Origin of the sequence: Limnohabitans sp. MORI2 (assembly GCF_027925025.1) — a bacterium.
Taxonomy (GTDB): domain Bacteria; phylum Pseudomonadota; class Gammaproteobacteria; order Burkholderiales; family Burkholderiaceae_C; genus Limnohabitans.
Genome location: NZ_AP027058.1, coordinates 589,377 through 606,654 on the forward strand (window position 1 = coordinate 589,377; position 17,278 = coordinate 606,654).

A 17,278-nucleotide genomic window follows, 5' to 3' on the forward strand; every position below is an offset into this window, starting at 1 on the left:
AAATGCACAAAACCTTGTAGTCGCATTTCTCGCCACCACGCAGGCGGTCAGTATATAAAAACGAGAGGGTTGCCGCCTGCTGCGTCAAGCGTGCAGCGAAATCATGACCACGGTGAAAACAGCCAATAAAAAAATCAGAAATCCTGCCACATCCTTACGATACAACTCGGCGTCATTCGAGGCAGGTGGTGTCTTGATCCATTCACGGCGCATCGGGCTTTGAGTTTTCTTTTTCACCAAAACTTGTGTGACGATGGGTGTCATGTCTGTGCTCCTTGATGGTGGTTGGTCATGCCAGCACTTTAGGAAAAACAAGTGTTCTTGAAAATTCGATAACGCACGTACGGGCAATACCGTAGTGATGCGGGGCGAAAAAAAGGCCGCACAAGGCGGCCTTTGTGGGCTGCGTGCAGCGATCGCTTATGGCTTCAGATACACATGACCTTCTTTGGCTTGCAAACGCGCCACTTCGGCCACGCCCGAGGGCACGATCTTGGCATCCATCGACACTTTGTTGGCGTCGATGTTGCGCGAGGTGAGTGTGTTGTTGCACACGCGGAACTGCACGCCTTTGCCAGACAAGTCAGACACCATGCCGCTGAACTCGCGGCCTTTGCTGTCTTTGGCGCCGTCCAGCAAAAAGTCAATGCCAGGTCCGTGCGTGACCACAGTGATTTTGGCGGTGGGATCTGCGTTCAAGTGATTGCGCACATTACCCAAAATCGCTGCAGCGGTGTCCACGCCAGTGTTGACGTGGTAGACGACCTTGATGTCTTGTGCTTGCACCGAGCCAAAACTCAGTGCGAGACACAAGGTAGCGAAGGCGTGTGAGAGTTGTTTCATGACATTCATGTTGAGCGTTCTCACATCAAGCTGTCAGCCCAAATGTTTTGAGCCCAGTTCCATGCATAGATGCCTTCCAGTTCGTTGGGTGCAGAAGACACACCGCCGGAGCCGGGCACGGTTTTGTAGGTCTTGTCTTTGTCATCGTACTGGTGAACCGATGCCACATGAACCACCAGCTTGTCATTCACAAAGCTGTAGCAGGTGTTGCTGAGGAAGGGGGCGGGGTTCACTGGCATGTCTGACAACTGAGCGACGATGGCCGCAGCTGTGACCTTGCCATGCGAGTTGGCCATGTGGCCAGACTTAGGCATGAGTGGTGCCAACATGATGGAGTCACCAATCACGTGAATGTCTTTGGCTTGTGTGGACTCAAACGTTTGGTAGTGCACACCGCACCAACGTGCGTTGACGTTGGCCAAGTTGGATTGCACGGCAATGCCACCTGCACGCATGGCGGGCAACACATTGAGCACATTGGCCTTGACGTCGTTTTGCACATCGAACTTCAAGGTGTTGGTCTTGACATCCACAGCCATGACTTTGTGTTGAGGCATGTATTCCAAGATGCCTTTGTAGTTGTCAGCCCAGAACTTCTTGAACAACGGACCTTTGGAGGTGACGTCTTGGTTGGTATCCAAGATCAGCACCTTTGATTTGGGCTTGTGTTGCTTGAAGTAATGAGCCACTTGACTGGCACGCTCGTAGGGGCCGGGCGGGCAGCGGTAAGGTGCTTCGGGAATGGTGATGGCGTACACGCCACCATCGTCCATCGATTCAAGTTGACGGCGCAGTGCCAAGGTTTCGGGGCCTGCTTTCCATGCTTGCAAAATTTGGCCGGAGGCGTTGGCTTCTTTCAAACCCTCAATCGTGTTGAACATCAAGTCAATGCCGGGCGACATGACGAGCTTGTCGTAGCGAATGGTAGGGCCGCTGGCCAAGGTGACGGTTTTCTTAGCGGGGTCAACGTTGGCCACGTAATCACGCACGATGTTGACACCGTGCTTGCCTGAGAGCTTGTCGTAAGGTGTGGTGATGTCGGCCATGGTTTTGCTGCCGCCGATCACCAAGTTGGAGATGGGGCATGACACAAACTCACCATTGGGTTCAATCAAGGTGACATCAATTTGGTAGTTCGACAACATGCGTACGTACTTGGCGGCAGTGGCGCCACCGTAGCCGCCACCCACCACGACCACGCGTGCTTTTTCGGGCACGCGACCAACCGAGGCACAACCCACCATGCTGCTGAGTGCACCCAAAGAACCAAGCGCCATAGAGGCTTGAACAAAACTGCGACGTTTCATGATGAATCCTTGATTAACGCTTGGTGGCAGCGTAGTAGCTGGAGATGGTGTTGATTTGGGCGTCAGTCAGACCTTTGGTGATTTGGTGCATCACCGTGGCAGGACGTGTGCCGTCTTTGAACGCTTTGAGTTGCAACACCATGTAGTCTTTGGGCATGCCGACCAGTGAGGGAATGGCTGAGCCTTCAACGGTGCGGCCATCGGTGCCGTGGCAGTTGGCGCACATGGCCGCGGTGGCACGGTTGTGCAATTCAGTGGCTTTGTCTTGTGCCTGAGCGGCAGCGCTTACACCCAGCATCAAGGCGGTGGCGGCCAGCAAGCGGAGAGATGTGGTTTTCATCGAGTCCTCGTTGAATGACATGAATTAATCAGTGATGGGTAATATATCCAGAATGACAAAACGCCATCACGGGGTTAACCCAGTGATGGCGTTGCCAAGATGTTGAAAACTATAACGTAAGAATTCGAATCAACGGCCTGTGCTCAAGGCTGTACCAAGGTGGGCGCACTCACGGGCGGTGCATCCATCCAGCGGTCGATCAGGCCTGCGCCCAACCACATGCCAATGAGGGCCACCCATGCGGTGAGTGCAAAGATAGCGCCGCCCGTCACACCCGCACCCACAGCGCAACCGCCCGCCAACATGGCACCAAAGCCCATGAAGATGGCGCCCACGATGTAGCGTCGCATGCTGTAGCCGTCTTTGAAGCCTTCGAGCTTGAGCTCTTGGCCCAGCCAAGCGGCAAAGAACGAACCCAAAAACACGCCGGGGAGCAAACCAAAGTCAAACCCAATCGCAGGTGGGTTGGGAGCCAACACACGCATCAACCACTCCGCCGAGGGGCCGCTGAATGTGATGCCTTGGATGTGCACCACTTCAAACGAGGCCTTAGCCACGCTGTACGAATACCACCAAGCCAAAGCCACACTCAAACCTGTGCCGATGCCACCCACCCACATCCATGCACGTTGGCTGGTGCGGGTGGTGAAGTACAAGGCGGCCAGCAACCAAATGCCACCTACCCATAAACCTGTGGTGTGGCTCCAACCCAAGATGGCCAGCAAGTCACGGCTCGCGCCGCCTTCCACGGTCCAGAGGTTGGTGATCTCTTGGCGCAAAGGCGAGAGTGCACCCGACAGCGCGGATTGCGCAGTGACTGCAAATATCAACCCCGACAGCAAAGCCCGCAAATTGCCGTTGGCCGACAAGATGAGCAAGCGGCTGGCGCAGCCACGCGTCATGATCATGCCCGCGCCAAACAACAAACCACCCACCAACGCACCCGACAAGCTGCCGCGTGTGGCCAGTTGGCGTGCTGTGCTCACATCCAAGTCGCCCAACACAATCAATCCTTGAATGGCAATGACCGCTGCTGAGAAGGTGAGCAACCACACCGAGAGCTTTTCGCCGAACTGGCGATGCCAAAATTCCACCACCGCAGCGCGTAAACAAAACTTAGACCGCTGCGCAAAAAAACCAAACAACAAGCCAATGAGCCATCCGCCCGCGGCTAAGACATAGGGTTCGCCATAGGCTTCATTGAGTGTGGTGAGGTTCATATGATTTAGTCTACGCTTATATTTGGACTATGCTAAGTGCTCAGACTGACGCGGTACTTGATGCACATCAAGCCCCAGCGTGCAGGCCATTCAGGAGAAAACATGGTGAACGTTTTGTGGATTCGACGACTCTGCCTCGGTGCGCTGTTGGCAGGGACGGCTGTGTACAGCCTTGTGCAAGCACAGCCTGCCACAGCGCAAGCGGTGACTGCCAAGCCCTTGATGCAAGCCAAGGCAGTGGTGCCTAACGTCTATTACGTCCAGGGCGTGTCCGAGATGGGCTCGTCAGCCAACCAAAACTTCATTTCGAACGCTGGCTTTGTCGTCACCCCCGCAGGCGTGGTGGTGATTGATGCTTTGGGTTCACCAGAGCTCGCCCGTCGTTTGTTGGCCGAAATAGCCAAAGTCACAAAGAAACCCATTCACACCGTGGTGCTGACCCACTACCACGCCGACCACATTTATGGCTTGCAAGTGTTCAAAGAGGTGGGCGCACGCATCGTGGCGCATGGTGCGGCACGCGAATACCTCACGTCTGACACCGCCCGTTTGCGCCTAGAGGCTTCGCGCCAAGAGCTGTGGCCTTGGGTGGATGAAAAGACCCGTCTGGTGCCAGCGGATGAATGGCTCACTGGCCCGAAAACATTGACGGTGGGCGGCGTGCGTTTTGACATTCAGCCCGTGGGTCCCTCGCACACTGCCGAAGATTTGGTGGTGTATTTGCCGCAGCAAAAAGTGCTGTTCGCGGGTGACCTGGTATTTCGCAACCGCATCCCATTTGTGGGCCAAGCCGACAGCCGCCATTGGATTGAGGGCATGCAGAACTTGCTCACCTTCGACACCCGTTGGGTGGTGCCCGGACACGGCCCCATCTCAAACGATCCCAAGACCGACATGACCCTCACGCGCGACTACCTGATGTATTTGCGCGAAACCATGGGGCGTGCTGCCAAAGACATGGAGCCGTTTGAAAGCGCCTACGCCAACACGGATTGGTCAAGGTTCGAGAAAATGCCACTTTTCAAATCGGCCAATCGCATGAACGCCTACAACACCTATTTGCTGATGGAGCAAGAAGCCAAGTGACACACATGGCCTATGTTTCTAGACGCCAAGCGCTGCACCTTGCCTCTGCCGGTGCGTTTGCTGCACTCACGCAAGGTGCATGGGCCGCCACGCCCATCACGCTGCCCAGTACCGATTCGTTGGCTGTTTCCCTGGAGCAGGCGTTGCAAGCCAAACAGCCGTTGGTGGTGATGGTGAGCTTGCACGGATGCCCATTTTGCAAAGTGGTGCGCGAAAACTATTTGCACCCTTTGCGCGCGTCAGGCTTGCAAGTGGTGCAAGTGGACATGCGCGACCCTCGCGCGTTGACTGACTTTGACGGCACCTTGCTCACGCAAGATGCATGGGTCAAAAAGCAAGGCATCAAGTTGGCACCAACGGTGTTGTTCTACGGTGCACAAGGGCGCGAAGTCGCCTCGCGTTTGAAAGGTGCGTACTTGCCAGATTTTTATGGCGCTTACTTGGATGAGCAGCTCACGCAAGCGCGCAAAGCGGTGGCAGGCGCATGATCCCGATCAAAACCGAATCCGCGTGGCGCGGTACATCCGATTGCCGCAACTGTGGCATTCGAGACATGGTCTTGTTTGCTGATTTGAACGAGCAAGACTTCAACCTCATCCATGCACCAATCGATGACTTGGTGTATCAATCCGGCCAAGCCCTTTACGACGAATCAGGCAAAGCGCTGGGTGTGTTCACGTTGCGCAAAGGCATGGTCAAGTTGGTGCGGGTGACGGCGGATGGTCGCGAGCGTGTGGTCCGTGTGTTATTTCCGGGTGACGTGGTTGGGCTCGAAGCTTTGGCCACTGGGCATTACGACAGTCAAGCTGTTGCCTTGAGTGAGGTGTCGGTATGCCGTATTCCGCTAGAGGTGATGCATCAGTTGGGGGCCAACAGCCCGCGCTTGCATCGCAAGCTGATGGAGAAATGGCAAAGCGCTTTGAAGCTTGCCGATGACTGGCTGGCAGAGCTCAACTTTGGCACGGCCAAGCAACGCGTGCTGCATTTCATTCGAAAGATGCATCAGATGTCAGACGATGGCACGGTGCAGCTGTTCGCACGCGACGACATGGGGGCCATGATGGATCTCAAACTTGAGACGGTCAGCCGTGAAGTCACAGCGTTGGTGCGAGCTGGTGTCATGGACCCGTTGGACAAACTGGGGCGACATTACCAAGTGATGCTGCCCGAATTGTTGGAAGAGAAGTAAACAGGAGACATCGATGAAAAAGTTGTTATGTGTAGCCTTGTTGGCATGGACCTCTGGCGTGTTTGCCCAGCAACACCCCTTGTTCAAAGATGCCGATCTCAAAGCGGGTGAGAAACTCATTGCTGAAAACCAATGCAACGAATGCCACACGCGACGCGTCGGAGGTGACGGCAGCAGCATCTATAACCCGAAAGGTCGCATCAACACGGCTGGAGCCTTGCGCGGCATGGTGGAGTACTGCAACACCGAGCTGAACTTGGGCTTCTTCCCTGAAGACACCAACGCGGTGGCGGCTGTCTTGAACAAGCAGCACTACAAGTTTCGTTGAACTTACAGCAGGGTTTGGCGTAAACCCGATGGTTCGACCATCAGAGATGATTTATATTAGCGCTTGTTGATATATTTAACTGATGTGGAAGGACTGTCTGTGAAAACACCAGATGGCATTCAATCGGGGCGCGTTCAAAAAGCCCCTGAAAACTTTTTAGACCGCGACGGCATCAGCACCGTCATTGCCGAAAGCAAAGCCGGTCGTCGCAATTTCATCCGCAGCGCCTTTGCCGCTGCCGCCGCAGGGGCTGCTGCTCCCATGGCCTTGGCGCAGGGTAACCCTGTGCCCACCGAGGGCGGTGACCCCAACATCTTGAACTTGCCTGAGCACGCCACGGGTTTGGGTCAGGGTGTAGCTGCCAACAACGGCTACGGTGTGCCATCCAAGTTCGAGTCGAATGTGCAGCGTCGTCAAAGCCCAGGCTTGACGCAAACCACACAAGCCTCTGTGTCGTTTGCACCGCTGCAATCGTTGTTTGGCATCGTCACGCCGAGCGGTTTGCACTTTGAGCGTCATCACCAAGGTTGGTGGGACATCGATCCCTCCAAGCATCGCTTCATGATCAACGGCATGGTGAAAACACCCAAGGTGTTCACCATGGACGAAATCATGCGTTTGCCATCCGTGTCGCGTTTTCACTTCATCGAGTGCGGTGCCAACACCGCCGTGGAGTGGGGCAATGTGGCCGTGCCCACCGTGCAATACACACACGGCATGGTGTCGTGCAGCGAATTCACAGGTGTGCCACTCATCACCTTGCTCGAAATTGCGGGCGCTGATTTGAAGAACGGCAAGTTTGTGTTGGCCGAAGGCGGCGATGGTTCTTCCATGACCCGTACCATTCCCATGAGCCTGATTTTGTCGGGCGAAGTGTTGGTGGCCTACGGACAAAACGGCGAAATGCTGCGTCCAGAAAACGGCTACCCATTGCGCTTGATCGTGCCCGGTATCCAAGGCGTGAGCTGGGTCAAGTATTTGCGTCGCGTGGAAGTGGGTGACAAGCCCTACGCCGCGAAAGACGAAGCCGTGCACTACATGGACTTGATGCCCGATGGTCAACACCGTCAGTACACCAACATCCAAGAATGCAAGAGCGTGGTGACCACACCTTCTGGTGGCCAAGTGTTGTTGGACAAAGGTTTCTACAACATCACTGGTCTCGCATGGTCGGGTCGCGGCAAAGTGGCCAAGGTCGATGTGTCGGTGGACGGTGGCCGTAATTGGCGCCAAGCCCGCTTGGAAACACCGGTGCTCAGCAAAGCACTGACACGTTTCAACATCGACTGGGTGTGGGACGGCAAGCCTGCCATCATCCAAAGCCGTGCCACCGATGAAACCGGTTTCGTGCAACCCACCTACAAGCACTTGCGTGCGGCGCGTGGCACACGTTCGATCTATCACAACAACGCCATCCAATCATGGTTGGTGCAAGAAAACGGCGAGGTCAAGAATGTCCAAGTTTCGTAAAGTCATCTTGACTGCGGCCTTGCTGGCTGCTGCGGGTTGGGCCACTGCGCAAAGCACCGCCTACCCTGGTGTGGGTCGCCCAGCCACTGCCAAAGAAATTGCGGCGTGGGACATTGACGTACGCCCCGACTTCAAAGGTTTGCCAGCAGGTTCAGGCTCGGTTGCACAAGGCCAAGACTTGTGGGAAGCCAAGTGTGCGCACTGTCACGGCGTGTTTGGTGAATCCAACGAAGTGTTCAGTCCCCTCATTGGTGGCACCACCAATGACGACATCAAAACTGGCAACGTGGCCAACTTGAAGCGCGCTGATTTCCCTGGTCGCACCACCATCATGAAAGTGGCCACGGTGTCCACGCTGTGGGACTACATCAACCGCGCCATGCCATGGACTGCGCCCAAGTCACTCAAGCCCGATGAGGTGTATGCCGTGACGGCCTACCTCTTGAGCTTGGCCAATGTGGTGCCTGAAAACTTCGTGTTGACAGACAAAAACATTGCCGAAGTACAAAAGCGCATGCCCAACCGCAATGGCATGACTACGAAGCACGGCATGTGGCCTGGCAAAGAGTTCAATGGCACAGGTAAGCCTGACACGGCCAATGTGGCCTGCATGAAAAACTGCGTACCCGAAGCCAACGTCGCGTCCATGTTGCCCGACTATGCGCGCAACGCCCACGGCAACTTGGCAGACCAAAACCGTTTGGTGGGTCAACAACATGGTGCCAACACCGCAGTGCCTGAAAATAAATCAGCTCCTGTCGGTAGCGCAGCAGCCCCAGCTGCAGCTGCAGCCAAACCTGCAGCCAAAGTGGCAGACCCTGCCTTGGCTTTGTTGAATAAGCACACCTGCACGGCTTGCCATGCGCAAAGCACCAAGGTGGTGGGGCCGAGCTTTAACGACATTGCCAAAAAGTACCCCGGCAAAGCCGAGTACTTGGCGGGCAAGATCAAGTCCGGTGGTTCAGGTGTGTGGGGCGCCATCCCTATGCCTGCACAAACGGCACCCGAAGCAGATATCAAAACGATTGCCAACTGGCTTGCTGCCGGTGCGGCAAAATAACTCTCACGCATTTTTAGGAGCACTACATGCAAACTCGTCGCGAGACCCTCAAGCACAGCGCCGCTGTGGCAGGCCTGTTGGCCTCTACTGGCCTGTTCCCTCAATATGCTCAAGCTTTTGACAAAGCAGCGTTTGACACCAAGAGTGTGAACGAAGCCGTCAAAGCCATGGGTGGTTCAGCCCCCGTGGAAAGCAAAGACGTGACCATCACCGGTCCAGACATCGCTGAAAACGGCGCTGTCGTGCCATTGGGTGTGAGCACCAGTTTGGGCAACGTCAAACGCATGCTGTTGTTGGTTGAGAAAAACCCATCTGCTTTGATTGCGATGTTCAACGTGACACCTGAAGTTGAAGCCAACTTTTCGACCCGCTCCAAGATGGGCCAATCGTCAGATGTCTACGCAGTGGCCATCACCAACGACGGCAAAGCTTTCTTCGCAAAGAAAGAAGTCAAAGTGACACTCGGCGGCTGCGGCGGCTAATTTAGAAATTTCAGGAGAAACAAAATGGCAGATCCAATGCGCATTCGCGCCCAAGCAGCTGGCGATAAAGCAACCATCCGTGTCTTGATGAGCCACGAAATGGAATCCGGTCAACGCAAAGACGGCACCGGCAAACTCATTCCCGCTTGGCACATCCAAGACGTGACCGCCACCCTCAATGGCAAAGTCGTGATGACAGCCGAGTGGGGCCCCGCTGTGTCCAAGAACCCCTTCTTGCAATTCACCATCAAAGGCGCCAAAGCCGGTGACAAAGTGGGCATCACATGGAAAGACAACAAGGGCGATACACGCTCTGACGAAGCAACTGTTTCGTGATGCCTGTGAACGCAGTGGAGACAAGGATGAAAAAATTAGTTTTTGCATTAGGGCTCATCGGCTTGTCTGCCGCTGCGTTCGCCCAAAAGTCGTCGACCGACAGCATTGCCGAATACCGCGCCATGCTGCAAGACGGCAACCCCGCCGAGTTGTTTGAAGCCAAAGGTGAAGACCTGTGGAAACAAAAACGCGGCCCTAAAAATGCGTCGCTTGAGAAATGCGATTTAGGCAAAGGCGCAGGCGTGGTCAAAGGCGCCTGGGTCGAGTTGCCGCGCTACTTTGCAGACACTGGAAAAGTGCAAGACCTCGAATCGCGCTTGGTCACCTGCATGCAAGAGTTGCAAGGTTTCAATGGCGACGAGATTGCCAAGACACCGTTTGGCAAAGGCGAACAAAGCAATGTGACCGCCTTGGCCACTTGGATTTCTGCAGAATCCAAAGGCATGAAATTCAACTTGCCGCAAAGCCATGTGGAAGAGCGCAAGATGTATGAAGTAGGCAAGCGCCTCTTCTTCATGCGCGGCGGTTCGCACGACTTTGCGTGTGCCACTTGCCACGGCCAAGACGACAAGCGCATTCGCTTGCAAGACTTGCCCAACCTCACCAAAAACCCTGGTGCAGGCAACGGCTTTGGCGCTTGGCCTGCGTACCGCGTGTCTAACGGCCAGATGTGGGGCGCTCAATTGCGCTTGAACGACTGCTACCGTCAGCAACGCTTTCCCTATCCCTTGTTTGGCAGCGAAGCCACCATTGCCTTGGGCGTCTACATGGGCGTGAATGGCAAAGGCGGCGAGGCCACCGCGCCCGCGATCAAACGATAAGGACCACGCACCATGAATCGCATATATCAAATCGCGTTGAGCGCAGCCGCTATAGCTTTGTTGACTGCTTGTGCGGCACCCATGCCATCGAGCGCTGACCTCGACAAACTCACCCAAGACATCATTGGCCGTTCATTCCGTGCACAAGGCCAAGCCAAGCTTGACCGCTTGAGCCCTGATGAAGACAACCAGTTGTGTGCCGAAGCCGAGCGCACAGGTGTGCCGTTGGACGCCAAAGTGGCCGAAGCCATCGAAGCACGCAATATGAAAACCATCAAGGCTCCCGCCGATGGCAAGTATTTGGGTGACTTCAAAGAAGGCGAGAAGATTGCCCAAAGCGGCGCAGGCAAAACCTGGACCGATGCCGAAGGCTCTGCCAACGGCGGCAACTGCTACAACTGCCACCAGATCAGCAAGGAAGAGTTGTCCTACGGCACACTCGGCCCAAGCTTGTACAACTACGGCAAGATCCGCAGTGCATTGGAGCCTAACAGCCCCGTCACCAAGGCCATTACCGAGTACACCTGGGGCAAGATTCAAAACGCCCGTGCGTACAACGCATGCTCCAACATGCCACGTTTTGCGCACAAAGGTGTGTTGACTGAAACACAAATCAAACACATCATGGCTTTGTTGCTCGACCCAGCGTCGCCTGTCAACAAGTAATCTCTCTCAAGCCGCAGCATGAGCTTTTCATCTGCGGCTTTTCTACGTTCTTTAAATAAGCAGGTGCTGATATGAACTTAACCAAACGCGAATTCATGCAAGTCATTGGCGCGGGCTCGATGGCCGGCCTCAATATGCAGGCCTATGCGCAAGCAGATGCGAACGTGGCGGCCAAAGGTTTGTACGACATCCCCAAGTTTGGCAACGTCTCGTTCTTGCACATGACCGACTGCCACGCGCAGCTCAAGCCCATTTACTTCCGCGAGCCCAGTGTCAACCTTGGCATTGGCAGCATGAAAGGCAACTTGCCACACTTGGTGGGCGAGCATTTGCTCAAAACCGCAGGTGTGCGCCCCGGCAGCGCCGAAGCCTATGGCATGAGCTACTTGAACTTTGAAGTAGCCGCTAAACGCTTTGGCAAAGTGGGCGGTTTCGCGCACTTTGCCACTCTGGTCAAACGCCTCAAAGCCAGCCGCCCCGGCGCCTTGTTGCTCGACGGTGGCGACACTTGGCAAGGCTCGGCCACCTCGTTGTGGACCAACGGCCAAGACATGGTCGACGCTTGCAAATTGCTCGGCGTCGATGTGATGACCGGCCACTGGGAATTCACCTACGGCATGGAACGTGTGCAAGAAATCGTCAACAAAGACTTTGCAGGCAAGGTCGACTTTGTGGCCCAAAACATCAAGACCCAAGACTTTGGCGATCAGGTGTTCAAGCCCTATGTGATTCGCGAAATCAACGGTGTGCCTTGCGCCATCATTGGTCAAGCCTTCCCGTACACGCCCATTGCCAACCCCCGCTACATGGTGGCCGATTGGGCGTTTGGCATTCAAGACGAAAACATGCAAAAGATGGTGGACGAAGCCCGCGCCAAAGGTGCGCAGGTGGTCGTCGTCATCAGCCACAACGGTATGGACGTGGACTTGAAAATGGCCAGCCGCGTCAGCGGCATCGACGCCATCATGGGTGGTCACACCCACGACGGCATGCCTGTGGCCACTTTGGTGAACAACAAAGGCGGCAAAACCATCGTCACCAACGCAGGGTCGAATGGCAAGTTCTTGGGCGTGCTCGACTTCGAAGTGAAGAACAAGCGCATCACCGACTTCCGCTACAAGCTCTTGCCCGTGTTTGCCAACATGCTGCCCGCCGACAAAGAGATGGATGCGCTCATCACCAAGATTCGCGCGCCCTACGAAGCCAAGCTCAATGAAACCTTGGCCATCACCGAAGGCACGCTGTACCGCCGTGGCAACTTCAATGGCACAGGCGACCAGTTGTTGCTCGACGCGTTGATGGATGTGCAAGGCGCCGACCTCGCGTTCTCGCCCGGTTTCCGCTGGGGCACTTCGCTCTTGCCAGGCCAAGCCATCACGCGTGAATGGTTGATGGACATGACCGCCACCACCTACTCGTATGCCACCGTGACTGAGATGACGGGCGAGACCATCAAGACCGTGCTCGAAGACGTGTGCGACAACTTGTTCAACCCCGACCCTTACTACCAACAAGGTGGCGACATGGTCCGCGTGGGTGGCCTCGAATACGTGTGTCGCCCCAACGAAAAAATGGGCAACCGCATTGGCGACATGCGCCTCAAAGGCAAGCTCATTGAAGCGAACAAAAAATACAAAGTGGCCGGTTGGGCCCCTGTGGCCGAAGAGGCGAAAAACCAAAACCTCAAGCCCGTGTGGGAAGTGGCCGAGCAGTGGCTCAAGGCAAGCGGTGGCCGCGTCAAGTCACGCAAGCTCAACACGCCCAAGCTCGAAGGTGTGTTGCCCAACCCTGGCTACGCCGCGTAAAAAGTTTTTAAATCAAAGGAAATGAAATGACAGTCGAACGTTACATCCGCATCATCGCGGGCTTGTTCATCATGGTGTCACTGGCTTTAGGCATTGAAGAAAGCCCAGTGTTTGTGAGTCGCTGGGCCTTGGCGTTCACTGCTTTTGTGGGAGCCAACTTGTTTCAATTTGGCTTTACCAACTTTTGCCCCATGGGCATCATCTTGCGCAAATTCGGCGTCAAAGATGGCGCCGCTTGCTGCGCAACTGAGTGATTGAAAACTCAGGTGGGGCTGTTGATAGACTTCAACACTTTGTAAGTCAATCCAGCCCCAGCAATGATTGACACCAGCGTGAGCCACGCTGTGTTTGAAAAAATCGCACCGCCAGTCATGCCTGAGCCCACGGTGCAACCGCCAGCCATCACAGCGCCAAAGCCCATGAAGATGGCACCTGTCAAATAGTGGCCCAGTTTGTTTTCTGTTTGAAAACCTTCAAACTTGAATTCGCCAAACAACACGCCTGCGATCAATGAGCCTGCAAACACACCAGGCAACAAGCCTGCATCAAAACCAAAACTCGGTGCAGTGGCGGTGGAGAGCGTGCGCATCAACCACTCTGCCGATGGGCTGCTGAAGCTCAAGCTTTGAACGGCCACAGGTTCAAACGACACACCGGCCATCAGCTGGGTGAAGCCCCAACCCAAAGCAATCGACACACCCACCATCACGCCTGCCCAGTTCCAGGTGTTGGGGGCGTCTTGTGTGTCCGCACGCAAACGCCACAGGCCAACCAAGCCAAGCGCTAAGCCCACGACCAGGCCCATCCATGCGCCCGTGAAATGAAGCAAGTTGCGCTCAGGACCGCCTTCGACCATCCACAAGCCTGTGACCCACTGACGTGCGGGAGCCAACAAACCAGAAATTGACGCTTGCACCGTCACCGCAAACACCAAGCCCGAGAGCAGGGCACGCAAATTGCCGTTGGCCGAGAGAATGAGCAAACGGCTGGCGCATCCGCGCGTCATGATCATGCCCATGCCAAACATCAAGCCACCCACCACCGCACCTGAAATGCTGCCGGGGGCACCCAAATGGCGAGAGGCTTCAGGCTTCAAGAACTCAGCCCACACCAAACCTTGCACGGCCAAGATGGTCACAGAAAAACCGATCAACCAGACGCCCAAGCGTGAGCCACCGCTTGCGTCGCAGCACTCAATCACAGCAGCGCGTGCACAAAACTTAGAGCGTTGCGCAAAGAAACCAAAAATCAAACCAATGAGTGCGCCACCCGTGGCCAACACGGCATGGTCTCCGAAGGTTTCAATCAAGCTGGTGAGATTCACAAAATTCCCCAATCGTCAGTGGTGGCAGTCAAGCCTTCAATTGTCTCTGCTTTTGAAACGGTCAAACAACACCATGCCCGCCATCATGGCCAGCACAAACACCAAGGCTTTGTCGTTGCCGGCGGCCATGGCTACCAGCGCAGGCCCGGGGCAAAAACCAGCCAAGCCCCAGCCTGTGCCAAACATTAAGCTGCCTAGCACCAAGGGGCGGTCGATCTGCGTCATCTCAGGCCATTGCAAGGGCGCACCCGAAAAACTGCTGTGTTTCTTTTTCGCCCAGGTAAACCCAAGCAAGCCCACCATCACACCGCCGCCCATCACGAGCGCGAGTGATGGGTCCCACGCACCCGTCACATCCAAAAAGCCTTGTACTTTGCCGGGGTCAGTCATGCCGGAAATCAACAGACCCAGACCAAACAAAAGGCCCAACACAAATTCAATCACGCGTTGCATGTGTGGCTCCTTAGAGAACATGGCGAATCACGAACACGGTGACAAAGCCCGTGCCCATGAACGACAAAGTAGCGACGAGAGAGCGCACAGACAAACGGCTCAAACCGCAAATGCCGTGGCCGCTGGTGCAGCCTGCACCCCAGCGTGTGCCGTAGCCTACCAACACACCAGCGGTGATCACCATGGCCCAGTTCGCGTCTATGCGCGGGGTGTGCACCAGCTCAGCGGGCAGGAAAAACTTAGCCGCCAAAGGCGCGGCAAACAGGCCCAGCAAAAACGCAAAACGCCAAGGCGAGTCGGCATGTTTGGGCGCGAGCACCCCTTCCAAAATACCGGTGATACCCAAGATGCGCCCGCTGTTCAAAAACAAAGCCGCCGCCGCAACGCCGAGTAAAACGCCGCCTAACAAAGACGTCCAAGGTGTGAAGTGAAGCCAATCAATCTGCATGGTCTGTATATCTAAAGTTGCCTATATTATTGTGCCCTTATGAAACCCCTCATCCACGGCATCTTCGACCCCGCCACTTGGACCGTCACCTATGTGGTTTACGACCAAGCGGGCGGCACCTGCGCCATCATTGATTCGGTGCTCGACTACGACCCCAAATCGGGTCGCACCAGCACGGCCTCGGCAGACCAAGTGATTGCGTTTGTGAAAGAGCAGCAGCTCAGCGTGGTCTGGATTTTGGAAACGCACGCACATGCGGACCACCTCACGGCTGCGCCTTATCTCAAAGCGCATTTAGGTGGGCAAACTGCGATTGGCGACCACATCACTGCAGTGCAACGCGTCTTCAAAGGCGTGTTCAATTTAGAAGGCAGCTTTCAAGTGGATGGCACACAGTTTGACCACCTGCTGCACGAAGACGAAACCTTCGCCATTGGTCAGCTCACAGCCAAAGCTCTGTATGTGCCTGGCCATACGCCTGCGTGCTTGGCTTACCAAGTGGGCGATGCGGTATTTGTGGGAGACACCTTGTTCATGCCCGATGTGGGCTCAGCGCGTTGTGACTTTCCTGGGGGAGATGCCAAAACACTCTATGCCTCAGCCCGCAAAATTTTGAGCTTGCCCGCTGAGACGCGCTTGTTCATGTGCCATGACTACCCGCCCGAGGGGCGCGACGTGAAGTTTGAAACCACAGTGGCTGAGCAACGTGCGCTCAACATTCACTTGCACGACGGCATCGACGAAGCCGAGTTTGTGCGCATGCGCACCGAACGCGATGCCACCTTAGCCATGCCTGTGCTGATCTTGCCTGCGGTGCAAATCAACATTCGTGCGGGTGAGTTCCCACCCAAGGACGACAACGGCGTGTCGTACCTCAAAATTCCTTTGAACGCGCTTTGATACTGGCTTAGATGTTTCGGTAATTAACTACCAAAAACTCTGTCGTTCCCTTTTAGCGCAGCTGCGCTAAGAATCCGTCCATCGCAAATTTAGATGGATTCAAAGGGAACCAAAATGATTCAACGCAAACACTTTCTCAAAACTCTGGTGGCCACAGCCTTGGTGGCTGTGAGCGGTTTGGCTGCTGCACAAACAGCACCTGTCACCTTGCTCAATGTGTCGTATGACCCAACCCGTGAGCTGTACTCTGAGTTCAATGCGGCTTTTGCCAAACACTGGAAAGCACAAACGGGCCAAGACGTGACCATCAAGCAGTCGCATGGTGGCTCTGGCAAACAAGCTCGCTCGGTCATTGACGGCATCGATGCAGACGTCGTCACCTTGGCACTGGCCGGCGACATTGATGCCTTGTACAAAAACGGTGGTCTCATTCCACAAGACTGGCAAAAGCGTTTGCCACACAACTCATCGCCTTACACCTCCACCATTGTGCTCGTGGTGCGTCAAGGTAACCCCAAAGGCATCAAAGACTGGGATGACTTGGTCAAGCCTGGCATCGGCGTCATCACGCCCAACCCCAAAACATCCGGCGGTGCACGCTGGAACTATTTGGCTGCTTGGGAATTTGCCAAACGCAAATACGGCGGTGAAGCGAAAGCCAAAGAGTTTGTGAAAAAACTCTACGAGAACGTGCCCGTGCTCGATACCGGCGCACGCGGCTCATCGGTCACGTTTGCACAGCGCAACCAAGGCGATGTGTTCATCTCTTGGGAAAACGAAGCGCACTTGCTTGAAAAAGAATTTGGCAACAAGGTAGACATCGTTTACCCATCGATCAGCATCTTGGCGGAACCCCCTGTGACCGTGGTCGATAAAAACGTCGAACGCAAAGGCACACGCAAAGTCGCAGAGGCTTACCTCAACTACCTCTACACCGACGAAGGTCAAGACATTGCAGGCAAAAACTTCTACCGCCCCATCTCTGCCAAAGCGCAAGCCAAGTATGTGAAGCAGTTGCCCAAACTCAACCTCTTCACGCTGGAGAGTGCATTTGGCAGCTGGGACAAAGTGGGCAAAGAGCACTTTGCAGACGGTGGGCAGTTCGATCAGATTTACCTGAAGAAATGATGTCGCAACTCTATATACGCATTCGTAATTAACTAACAAGAAAAGAGTCGTTTGAGATTTCGGCTCTGCCTT

22 protein-coding genes are annotated in these 17,278 nt (G+C 55.2%); 14 read left to right on the plus strand and 8 right to left on the minus strand.

The annotated features are described in order from the left end of the window. Positions 1–84: 84 nt before the first annotated feature. From QMG27_RS02905 to QMG27_RS02925, 5 genes are all read right to left on the minus strand, one after another. Positions 85–264 (minus strand): hypothetical protein, encoded by a 180-nt coding sequence (locus QMG27_RS02905; protein ID WP_281813000.1) that lies wholly within the window; start codon positions 262–264, stop codon positions 85–87. A 156-nt stretch (positions 265–420) separates the two neighbouring features. Continuing rightward, positions 421–843, minus strand: coding sequence for a DsrE family protein (locus tag QMG27_RS02910; protein ID WP_281813002.1), 423 nt, complete (start codon positions 841–843; stop codon positions 421–423). Between the two features lie 20 nt (positions 844–863). Then, positions 864–2,150, minus strand: coding sequence for an NAD(P)/FAD-dependent oxidoreductase (locus tag QMG27_RS02915; protein WP_281813004.1), 1,287 nt, complete (start codon positions 2,148–2,150; stop codon positions 864–866). Positions 2,151–2,163: 13 nt separating this feature from the next. Next, the gene (locus tag QMG27_RS02920) at positions 2,164–2,511 is read right to left on the minus strand and encodes a c-type cytochrome (protein WP_281813006.1); all 348 of its coding nucleotides are present in this window, start codon (positions 2,509–2,511) and stop codon (positions 2,164–2,166) included. Positions 2,512–2,633: 122 nt separating this feature from the next. Continuing rightward, positions 2,634–3,710: a YeeE/YedE family protein gene (locus QMG27_RS02925; protein ID WP_281813008.1), complete on the minus strand. Its 1,077-nt coding sequence runs from the start codon at positions 3,708–3,710 to the stop codon at positions 2,634–2,636. 222 nt (positions 3,711–3,932) lie between these two features. Between QMG27_RS02925 and QMG27_RS02930 the strand changes: the two genes are divergently transcribed. From QMG27_RS02930 to QMG27_RS02985, 12 genes are all read left to right on the plus strand, one after another. Then, complete coding sequence (locus QMG27_RS02930) at positions 3,933–4,796, plus strand: MBL fold metallo-hydrolase (RefSeq protein ID WP_281814491.1); 864 nt, start codon at positions 3,933–3,935, stop codon at positions 4,794–4,796. 5 nt (positions 4,797–4,801) lie between these two features. Further along, positions 4,802–5,284: a thioredoxin fold domain-containing protein gene (locus tag QMG27_RS02935; RefSeq protein ID WP_281813010.1), complete on the plus strand. Its 483-nt coding sequence runs from the start codon at positions 4,802–4,804 to the stop codon at positions 5,282–5,284. Beyond that, on the plus strand, positions 5,281–5,985 hold the full coding sequence (locus QMG27_RS02940) for a Crp/Fnr family transcriptional regulator (protein WP_281813012.1): 705 nt from the start codon (positions 5,281–5,283) through the stop codon (positions 5,983–5,985). The genes QMG27_RS02935 and QMG27_RS02940 overlap by 4 nt, the downstream gene beginning before the upstream one ends. A 13-nt stretch (positions 5,986–5,998) precedes the next feature. Continuing rightward, the gene (locus tag QMG27_RS02945; protein WP_281813015.1) at positions 5,999–6,313 is read left to right on the plus strand and encodes a hypothetical protein; all 315 of its coding nucleotides are present in this window, start codon (positions 5,999–6,001) and stop codon (positions 6,311–6,313) included. Between the two features lie 117 nt (positions 6,314–6,430). After that, positions 6,431–7,783 (plus strand): sulfite dehydrogenase, encoded by a 1,353-nt coding sequence (soxC, locus tag QMG27_RS02950; protein WP_281814493.1) that lies wholly within the window; start codon positions 6,431–6,433, stop codon positions 7,781–7,783. Continuing rightward, positions 7,767–8,843 carry a c-type cytochrome gene (locus QMG27_RS02955; RefSeq protein WP_281813017.1) on the plus strand — a complete coding sequence of 359 codons (1,077 nt, stop codon included), beginning with the start codon at positions 7,767–7,769 and terminating at the stop codon, positions 8,841–8,843. The genes soxC and QMG27_RS02955 overlap by 17 nt, the downstream gene beginning before the upstream one ends. Before the next feature lie 26 nt (positions 8,844–8,869). Beyond that, positions 8,870–9,325 carry a thiosulfate oxidation carrier protein SoxY gene (soxY, locus tag QMG27_RS02960; RefSeq protein WP_281813019.1) on the plus strand — a complete coding sequence of 152 codons (456 nt, stop codon included), beginning with the start codon at positions 8,870–8,872 and terminating at the stop codon, positions 9,323–9,325. A 24-nt stretch (positions 9,326–9,349) separates the two neighbouring features. After that, positions 9,350–9,661: a thiosulfate oxidation carrier complex protein SoxZ gene (soxZ, locus tag QMG27_RS02965; protein ID WP_281813021.1), complete on the plus strand. Its 312-nt coding sequence runs from the start codon at positions 9,350–9,352 to the stop codon at positions 9,659–9,661. Positions 9,662–9,687: 26 nt separating this feature from the next. Further along, the gene (gene soxA / locus QMG27_RS02970; protein ID WP_281813023.1) at positions 9,688–10,482 is read left to right on the plus strand and encodes a sulfur oxidation c-type cytochrome SoxA; all 795 of its coding nucleotides are present in this window, start codon (positions 9,688–9,690) and stop codon (positions 10,480–10,482) included. Positions 10,483–10,494: 12 nt separating this feature from the next. Then, a complete protein-coding gene (soxX, locus tag QMG27_RS02975) occupies positions 10,495–11,148 on the plus strand; it encodes a sulfur oxidation c-type cytochrome SoxX (protein WP_281813025.1) in 654 nt (217 codons plus the stop codon). A 71-nt stretch (positions 11,149–11,219) separates the two neighbouring features. Further along, positions 11,220–12,953 (plus strand): thiosulfohydrolase SoxB, encoded by a 1,734-nt coding sequence (soxB, locus tag QMG27_RS02980; protein ID WP_281813027.1) that lies wholly within the window; start codon positions 11,220–11,222, stop codon positions 12,951–12,953. A gap of 26 nt (positions 12,954–12,979) precedes the next feature. Then, on the plus strand, positions 12,980–13,207 hold the full coding sequence (locus tag QMG27_RS02985; protein WP_281813030.1) for a DUF2892 domain-containing protein: 228 nt from the start codon (positions 12,980–12,982) through the stop codon (positions 13,205–13,207). An 8-nt stretch (positions 13,208–13,215) separates the two neighbouring features. Here the strand turns inward: QMG27_RS02985 and QMG27_RS02990 are convergent, their stop codons facing one another. Genes QMG27_RS02990 through QMG27_RS03000 form a run of 3 tightly spaced genes read right to left on the minus strand, consistent with a single transcriptional unit; the run spans position 13,216 to position 15,178 of the window. Continuing rightward, entirely contained in the window at positions 13,216–14,277 is a 1,062-nt protein-coding gene (locus QMG27_RS02990; protein WP_281813033.1) for a YeeE/YedE family protein, read from the minus strand. 36 nt (positions 14,278–14,313) lie between these two features. Next, complete coding sequence (locus QMG27_RS02995) at positions 14,314–14,730, minus strand: YeeE/YedE family protein (protein WP_281813034.1); 417 nt, start codon at positions 14,728–14,730, stop codon at positions 14,314–14,316. A gap of 10 nt (positions 14,731–14,740) precedes the next feature. After that, positions 14,741–15,178 carry a YeeE/YedE family protein gene (locus QMG27_RS03000; RefSeq protein ID WP_281813037.1) on the minus strand — a complete coding sequence of 146 codons (438 nt, stop codon included), beginning with the start codon at positions 15,176–15,178 and terminating at the stop codon, positions 14,741–14,743. A 39-nt stretch (positions 15,179–15,217) separates the two neighbouring features. Here QMG27_RS03000 and QMG27_RS03005 point away from each other — a divergent pair, with 39 nt between their 5' ends. Further along, positions 15,218–16,078, plus strand: a complete 861-nt coding sequence (locus QMG27_RS03005; RefSeq protein WP_281813040.1) for an MBL fold metallo-hydrolase — start codon at positions 15,218–15,220, stop codon at positions 16,076–16,078. A 114-nt stretch (positions 16,079–16,192) separates the two neighbouring features. Beyond that, the gene (locus QMG27_RS03010; protein ID WP_281813043.1) at positions 16,193–17,206 is read left to right on the plus strand and encodes a sulfate ABC transporter substrate-binding protein; all 1,014 of its coding nucleotides are present in this window, start codon (positions 16,193–16,195) and stop codon (positions 17,204–17,206) included. Positions 17,207–17,278: the final 72 nt, after the last annotated feature.